Source organism: Pseudomonas sp. Sample_24 (assembly GCF_004307605.1).
In the GTDB taxonomy this organism is placed as follows: Bacteria; Pseudomonadota; Gammaproteobacteria; order Pseudomonadales; family Pseudomonadaceae; genus Aquipseudomonas.
In genome coordinates this window covers 1-6,825 of sequence record NZ_RCNW01000001.1, presented here as the reverse complement: position 1 = coordinate 6,825, position 6,825 = coordinate 1, and the positions used below count along the sequence as shown (strand labels likewise).

At 60.6% G+C, this 6,825-nt stretch carries 7 protein-coding genes and 1 pseudogene; 6 read left to right on the top strand and 2 right to left on the bottom strand.

The features are described from left to right. Positions 1-365: pseudogene (mreB, locus tag D8V06_RS00045) on the bottom strand (rod shape-determining protein MreB); the annotation flags it as partial. Between the two features lie 211 nt (positions 366-576). On the opposite strand from mreB, the gene gatC reads away from it, so the two are divergent. From gatC to D8V06_RS00010, 6 genes are all read left to right on the top strand, one after another. Beyond that, the gene (gene gatC, locus D8V06_RS00040) at positions 577-864 is read left to right on the top strand and encodes an Asp-tRNA(Asn)/Glu-tRNA(Gln) amidotransferase subunit GatC (protein WP_007976465.1); all 288 of its coding nucleotides are present in this window, start codon (positions 577-579) and stop codon (positions 862-864) included. Between the two features lie 16 nt (positions 865-880). Next, entirely contained in the window at positions 881-2,332 is a 1,452-nt protein-coding gene (gene gatA / locus D8V06_RS00035) for an Asp-tRNA(Asn)/Glu-tRNA(Gln) amidotransferase subunit GatA (RefSeq protein ID WP_130930217.1), read from the top strand. 10 nt (positions 2,333-2,342) lie between these two features. Then, on the top strand, positions 2,343-3,788 hold the full coding sequence (gene gatB / locus D8V06_RS00030) for an Asp-tRNA(Asn)/Glu-tRNA(Gln) amidotransferase subunit GatB (protein ID WP_130908124.1): 1,446 nt from the start codon (positions 2,343-2,345) through the stop codon (positions 3,786-3,788). A gap of 130 nt (positions 3,789-3,918) precedes the next feature. Beyond that, on the top strand, positions 3,919-4,293 hold the full coding sequence (locus D8V06_RS00020; RefSeq protein ID WP_056855013.1) for a septal ring lytic transglycosylase RlpA family protein: 375 nt from the start codon (positions 3,919-3,921) through the stop codon (positions 4,291-4,293). A 50-nt stretch (positions 4,294-4,343) separates the two neighbouring features. Continuing rightward, complete coding sequence (locus D8V06_RS00015; protein ID WP_130906262.1) at positions 4,344-5,405, top strand: calcium/sodium antiporter; 1,062 nt, start codon at positions 4,344-4,346, stop codon at positions 5,403-5,405. Continuing rightward, positions 5,402-5,782 (top strand): carboxymuconolactone decarboxylase family protein, encoded by a 381-nt coding sequence (locus D8V06_RS00010; protein ID WP_056855011.1) that lies wholly within the window; start codon positions 5,402-5,404, stop codon positions 5,780-5,782. Before D8V06_RS00015 ends, D8V06_RS00010 begins: the two co-directional genes overlap by 4 nt. A 108-nt stretch (positions 5,783-5,890) precedes the next feature. Here the strand turns inward: D8V06_RS00010 and D8V06_RS00005 are convergent, their stop codons facing one another. Next, complete coding sequence (locus D8V06_RS00005; protein ID WP_241667745.1) at positions 5,891-6,823, bottom strand: AEC family transporter; 933 nt, start codon at positions 6,821-6,823, stop codon at positions 5,891-5,893. Positions 6,824-6,825 lie beyond the last annotated feature (2 nt).

Here is a 6,825-nt window from a genome sequence, read left to right as displayed (position 1 = left end):
CGACGCTCAACCTGGGTGGATTTGCACGGAACGCAGATCAGCACACGAGGGCTGGGCTGCAGGAAGCTGTTTTCGTGAACCTTGTTGATGAAATACTGCAGCATCTTTTCGCAAACGCTGAAATCGGCGATCACGCCGTCTTTCATCGGACGAATGGCAGCAATGTTGCCTGGCGTACGGCCCAGCATGCGCTTCGCTTCGGTGCCGACAGCCACGACACTTTTCTGGTTACCGTGTGTCCGAATGGCCACAACCGATGGCTCATTCAGGACGATACCGCGCTCGCGCACGTAAATAAGGGTGTTGGCAGTGCCCAGGTCAATGGAAAGATCGCTGGAAAACATGCCACGCAGTTTCTTGAACATGGGAAAGGGACCCTAGGCAACGCGTGGGTAAAAAAGTGCGGCAAACTCTAACAACGACAGGGATTTTGGGCAAGGCGCCAATATGTTAAATTGGCCGCTTTTCTGTGCACCAAGCCCCACAATCGCGGCCTTATGACCGTAGAAGTGCGGTAGTGTTCCGACAATCTAACACACGGACGCCGTCCGTTTTGTTTTCCACTGGAGAATCCCAATGGCGCTTGAACGCTCCGACGTGGAAAAAATCGCTCATCTGGCCTGCCTTGGCCTCAATGATGCCGATCTTCCACACATCACTTCGGCCCTCAACAGCATTCTCGGGCTGGTCGACGAAATGCAGGCGGTCAATACCGACGGTATCGAACCGCTGGCTCACCCACTGGAAGCCAGCCAGCGCCTGCGTGCAGACGTCGTGACCGAGACCAATAACCGCGAGGCCTACCAGTCCATCGCACCAGCGGTCGAAAACGGCCTGTACCTGGTTCCGAAAGTCATCGACTAAAGGGAAAGAGCCTGCAATGCATCAATTGACTCTGGCCGAGATCGCCCGCGGACTCGCCGATAAAAAGTTTTCTTCCGAAGAGCTGACCAAAGTCCTGCTGGCGCGCATCGCCCAACTCGATCCTCAGCTCAACAGCTTCATCAGCCTCACCGAAGACCTGGCGCTGTCGCAGGCGAAAGCCGCTGACGCCCGCCGGGCCAATGGTGAGAGCGGCGCGCTGCTGGGCGCGCCCATCGCCCACAAGGACCTGTTCTGCACCCAGGGTATTCGCACCAGCTGCGGCTCGAAGATGCTCGACAACTTCAAGGCACCGTACGACGCCACCGTCGTCGCCAAGCTGGCCGCTGCCGGGGCTGTAACCCTGGGCAAGACCAACATGGACGAATTTGCCATGGGTTCGGCCAACGAGTCGAGCTACTACGGCCCGGTGAAAAACCCGTGGAACCTGGAACACGTGCCGGGTGGTTCGTCCGGTGGTTCGGCGGCGGCAGTCGCCGCTCGTCTGCTGCCAGCGGCGACCGGCACCGACACCGGTGGTTCCATTCGTCAGCCCGCTGCATTGACCAACCTTACAGGCCTGAAACCGACGTACGGTCGCGTGTCGCGTTGGGGCATGATCGCTTACGCGTCCAGCCTCGATCAGGGCGGCCCGATGGCGCGCACCGCCAAAGACTGTGCGATTTTGTTGCAAGGCATGGCCGGGTTCGATCCGAACGACTCCACCAGCATCGACGAACCCGTGCCTGATTACAGCGCCAGCCTCAACGGCTCGCTGCAAGGCCTGCGCATCGGCGTGCCGAAGGAATATTTCAGCGCAGGTCTGGACCCACGCATCGCCGACCTGATCATGGCCAGTGTCGAAGAGCTGAAAAAGCTCGGCGCCGTGATCAAGGAAATCAGTCTGCCGAACATGCAGCACGCTATTCCGGCGTACTACGTGATCGCCCCGGCGGAAGCCTCGTCCAACCTGTCGCGTTTCGACGGCGTGCGCTTCGGTTATCGCTGCGAAAACCCGGTCAACCTGATCGACCTGTACAAACGCTCTCGCGGCGAAGGCTTCGGGCCGGAAGTGCAGCGCCGGATCATGGTCGGCGCCTACGCGCTGTCCGCCGGTTACTACGATGCCTACTACCTGAAGGCGCAGAAGATCCGCCGCTTGATCAAGAACGACTTCATGGCGGCCTTCAATGAGGTCGACATCATCCTCGGCCCAACCACGCCGAACCCGGCCTGGAAGCTCGGCGCCAAGAACAGCGACCCGGTCGCTGCTTACCTGGAAGACGTCTACACCATCACCGCCAACCTCGCGGGCCTGCCGGGCCTGTCGATGCCGGCAGGTTTTGTCGACGGCCTGCCGGTCGGCGTGCAACTGCTCGCTCCGTATTTCCAGGAAGGCCGCCTGTTGAACGTTGCCCACCAGTATCAATTGAATACTGACTGGCACACCCGCACCCCAACCGGCTTCTGAGGAGACACACATGCAATGGGAAGTCGTGATCGGGCTGGAGATTCACACTCAGCTCACCACCCGGTCGAAAATCTTTTCCGGTAGTTCCACCACGTTCGGTTCCGAGCCGAACACCCAGGCCAGCCTGATCGACCTGGGCATGCCCGGCGTGCTGCCGGTGCTGAACCAGGAAGCGGTGCGCATGGCGGTGATGTTCGGTCTGGCGATCGACGCCGAGATCGGCCAGCACAACGTGTTCGCCCGCAAGAACTACTTCTACCCGGACCTGCCCAAGGGCTACCAGATCAGCCAGATGGAATTGCCGATCGTCGGCAAGGGCCACCTGGACATCGCCCTGGAAGACGGCACGGTCAAACGTGTCGGTATCACCCGCGCGCACCTTGAAGAAGACGCCGGCAAGAGCCTGCACGAAGAGTTCAGCGGCGCCAGCGGCATCGACCTGAACCGTGCCGGCACGCCGCTACTGGAAATCGTCTCCGAGCCGGACATGCGCAGCGCCAAGGAAGCCGTGGCCTACGTCAAGGCGATCCACGCACTGGTGCGTTACCTGGGCATTTGTGACGGCAACATGGCCGAAGGCTCGCTGCGTTGCGACTGCAACGTGTCGATCCGCCCGAAAGGCCAGGTCGAGTTCGGCACACGCTGCGAGATCAAGAACGTCAACTCGTTCCGCTTCATCGAAAAGGCGATCAACAGCGAAATCCAGCGTCAGATCGAGCTGATCGAAGATGGCGGCAAGGTGATCCAGCAGACACGCCTGTACGATCCGAACAAGGACGAAACCCGTCCGATGCGCAGTAAAGAGGAAGCCAACGACTACCGTTATTTCCCCGATCCTGACCTGCTGCCAGTGGTCATCGAGAACGCGTTCCTCGACGACGTGCGTGCCACCTTGCCGGAATTGCCACCGCAAAAGCGCGAGCGCTTCCAGGCGCAATTCGGCCTGTCGGTGTACGACGCCAGCGTCTTGGCCACCAGCCGCGAACAAGCCGATTACTTCGAGAAAGTCGCGAGCATCGGCGGCGACGCCAAACTGGCGGCGAACTGGGTGATGGTCGAACTGGGCAGCCTGCTCAACAAGCAAGGCCTGGACATCGAACAGTCGCCGGTTTCCGCCGAGCAACTGGGCGGCATGCTGTTGCGCATCAAGGACAACACCATCTCCGGCAAGATTGCCAAGGTAGTGTTTGAAGCGATGGCCAACGGCGAAGGCAGTGCCGACGAGATCATCGACAAGCGCGGCCTCAAGCAAGTGACCGACACCGGCGCCATCTCGGCGGTGCTGGACGAAATGCTCGCGGCCAACGCCGAACAGGTCGAGCAATACCGCGCGGCAGACGAAGCCAAACGCGGCAAGATGTTCGGCTTCTTCGTCGGCCAGGCCATGAAAGCCTCCAAAGGCAAGGCCAACCCGCAGCAGGTGAACGAATTGCTGAAAAGCAAGCTCGAAGGCTAACCACAGGGATCGTTCCCACGCTCTGCGTGGGAACGCCTCTCTGGACGCTCTGCGTCCGCTTATTTTGTGACGCGGAGCGTCACGAGCTGCATTCCCACGCGGAGCGTGGGAACGATCATGGGGTCACCTAATGAAGCGTCTGCTAAGTGCCTGCGCCCTCCTCTCGCTCCTTGCCGGTTGCGCCAGCAACGATATCGTCGATCCGCACGGCTATGACAAGACCGGCGTTGCCTCGTATTACGGCGCCAAACACCAAGGCAAGCGCACCGCCAGTGGTGAGCGTTTCAACAAGAATTCCCTGACCGCCGCCCATCGCCAATTGCCTTTCGGCACACGGGTGAAGGTCACTAACCTGAACAACGACAAGTCCTGCGTGGTGCGCATCAACGACCGCGGGCCACATACCCGTGGACGCCTGATCGACTTGTCCCATGAAGCTGCCGCGCGCTTGGGCATGCTCAGGAGCGGCACTGCGCGGGTTCGCGTCCAGGCCCTCGACGACTGACACTTGGAGCCCCAGCCATTTTCGGACTAGCCGACCTACCCCTGATCAGCGTGATCGAATTGCTCAGCGGCCTGGTGCTGTTGATTGCCGGCGCCGAATTGATGGTGCGCGCCGCGGTACGCCTGGCCGCGCGCCTGCATGTTCGACCGCTGATCATCGGCCTGACCATCGTCGCCCTCGGCAGCAGCGCGCCGCAGATGGCCGTCAGCCTGCAAGCCACGCTGACCCATAACGCTGACATCGCTGTCGGCAGTGTGATCGGCAGCAGCATTTTCAACATCCTGGTCACTCTCGGCCTCTCGGCGTTGATCATTCCGCTGCGGGTGTCGCGGCAACTGGTGCGCCTGGATATTCCCCTGATGATCGGTGCCAGCCTGCTGGTGTTTGTACTGGCGTGGAATGAGGAACTGACTCGCGCCGACGGTGTGGTTCTGTTGGCGGCATTGCTTCTGTACCTGGCGTTGTTGCTGCGCCAGTCACGGCATTCTGTGCGTCCGGTATCGGCTCACAGCCTCACCGGCGAAGCGCCATGGTTCACCAGCGTGCTGATGATCATCGCCGGGCTGGGGATGCTGGTGTATGCGGGGCATCTGTTGCTGGGTGCAGCGGTGGCGGTTGCCACCGACCTGGGTTTGTCAGAGCGGATCATCGGTCTGACCATCGTTGCGGTCAGCACCTCCTTGCCTGAACTGGCGACATCGCTGATCGCAGCGTTGCGCGGTGAACGGGAGATCGCCGTGGGCAACGTGATCGGCAGTAATTTGTTCAACCTTCTGGGCGTGCTCGGAGTGACGGCACTGCTTGCGCCATCGCCGCTGTCCGTATCGCCCAACGCCCTGGACTTCGACCTGCCGGTGATGCTCGGTGTCGCCGTGCTGTGCATGCCGGTGTTCTACTCCGGCTATCGCGTAACCCGCGCCGAAGGCCTGCTGTTTCTGGGCTTGTACCTGGCTTACGGCCTGCACGTGTTGTCGTTCACCACCGGCATGCCACTGGCGGGCAAGCTTGAACAACTGATGCTGTTTTTCATCCTGCCGGCGCTGGTGGCATTTTTGTTGTTCACGTCGCTGCGCGCCTGGCGGCGCCAACACCACAAGAAGGAATTGCCATGACCGAGCATAAAAAACCCGGCGTTGAAGTACGTCGCCAAGTGATGGGCGACGCCTTTGTCGACCGCGCCCTGGGCAACGCCACAGATTTCACCCAGCCATTACAGGATTTCGTCAACGAACACGCCTGGGGCGCCGTGTGGAATCGTGAAGGCTTGCCGCTGAAAACCCGCAGCCTGATCACCCTCGCCGCGCTGACTGCGCTGAAGTGCCCGCAGGAATTGAAAGGTCATGTACGCGGCGCACTGAACAACGGCTGCACCGTGGATGAAATCCGCGAAGCGCTGCTGCATTGCGCGGTGTATGCCGGTGTGCCGGCGGCAATCGATGCGTTTCGGGCGGCGCAGGAAGTGATTGATAGCTACCAGAAGCCGGAGTAATCAGGTCCGCCCCCTTCGCGGGCAAGCCTCGCTCCTACAGGGGATATCGAACCCGTAGGAGCGAGGCTTGCCCGCGAAGAGCCCTGATACACGCCGCAAATCTATCGATCAAATCCACCCACCCCACTGCAACAAAAAGATCCCGATATTGGTGGTGACCGCTGCCATCAGCGTGGTGATCACGATGATCGCCGCCGCCAATTCATGATTGCCGTCCGCCGCGCGGGCCATGACGAAACTGGCCGCTGCAGTCGGGCTGCCGAAGTACAGGAACAGAATCCCCAACTCCGCACCACGGAAGCCCCAGAGCCAGGCGCCGAGTGTCGCCAGGATCGGCAGGCCGAGCATTTTCACCAGGCTCGAGCTGAATGCCATCGAACCACTTTTGCGCATCGCCGCCAGCGACAACGTGCCGCCAATGCAGATCAACGCCAACGGCAAAGTGGTTTGCGCCAGATATTGGCCGGACGTCTCCAGCCATCCCGGCAGACTGATTTTGAAGTACGCAAACGGGGCCGCCGCAAACACGCTGATGATCAACGGATTGACCATGACGCTTTTGCAGATGCTCCACGGATCGGACTTGATCACCGGGCTGTACACCGCCAGCACGATGGTCGACAGCGTGTTGTAGAACAGGATGACCAACGCCGCGAGAATCGCCCCGAGGGAAATCCCATAGTCGCCGTACATGCTCGCTGCCAGCGCCAGGCCGATGACCCCGTTGTTACCGCGAAAGGCGCCCTGGGTATAAATTCCGCGGTCTTCGCGCGGGCATTTGACAATCGCCCAACCCCAGGCGATGGCAAAGCACACCAGGGTCGCGAGGGAGAAATAGATCAGCAGCGCCGGTTGCAGCGCGGCGTGCAGGTCGGCATGCAGGATGCCCAGAAACAGCAACGCCGGCATGCTGACGTTGAACACCAGGGCCGATGCGGTGTGGATGAAGTTGTCGTTGATCCAGTCGATGCGTTTGAGCAACACCCCGAGAAACAGCATGGCGAACACCGGTGCGGTGATGTTCAGGGTTTCGAGGAAAATTG

Coding starts and splice junctions, on each gene's coding strand:
- gatA (WP_130930217.1), top strand. CDS start 881: ATGCATCAATTGACTCTGGCCGAGATCGCCCGCGGACTCGCCGATAAA.
- gatC (WP_007976465.1), top strand. CDS start 577: ATGGCGCTTGAACGCTCCGACGTGGAAAAAATCGCTCATCTGGCCTGC.
- gatB (WP_130908124.1), top strand. CDS start 2,343: ATGCAATGGGAAGTCGTGATCGGGCTGGAGATTCACACTCAGCTCACC.
- D8V06_RS00010 (WP_056855011.1), top strand. CDS start 5,402: ATGACCGAGCATAAAAAACCCGGCGTTGAAGTACGTCGCCAAGTGATG.
- D8V06_RS00020 (WP_056855013.1), top strand. CDS start 3,919: ATGAAGCGTCTGCTAAGTGCCTGCGCCCTCCTCTCGCTCCTTGCCGGT.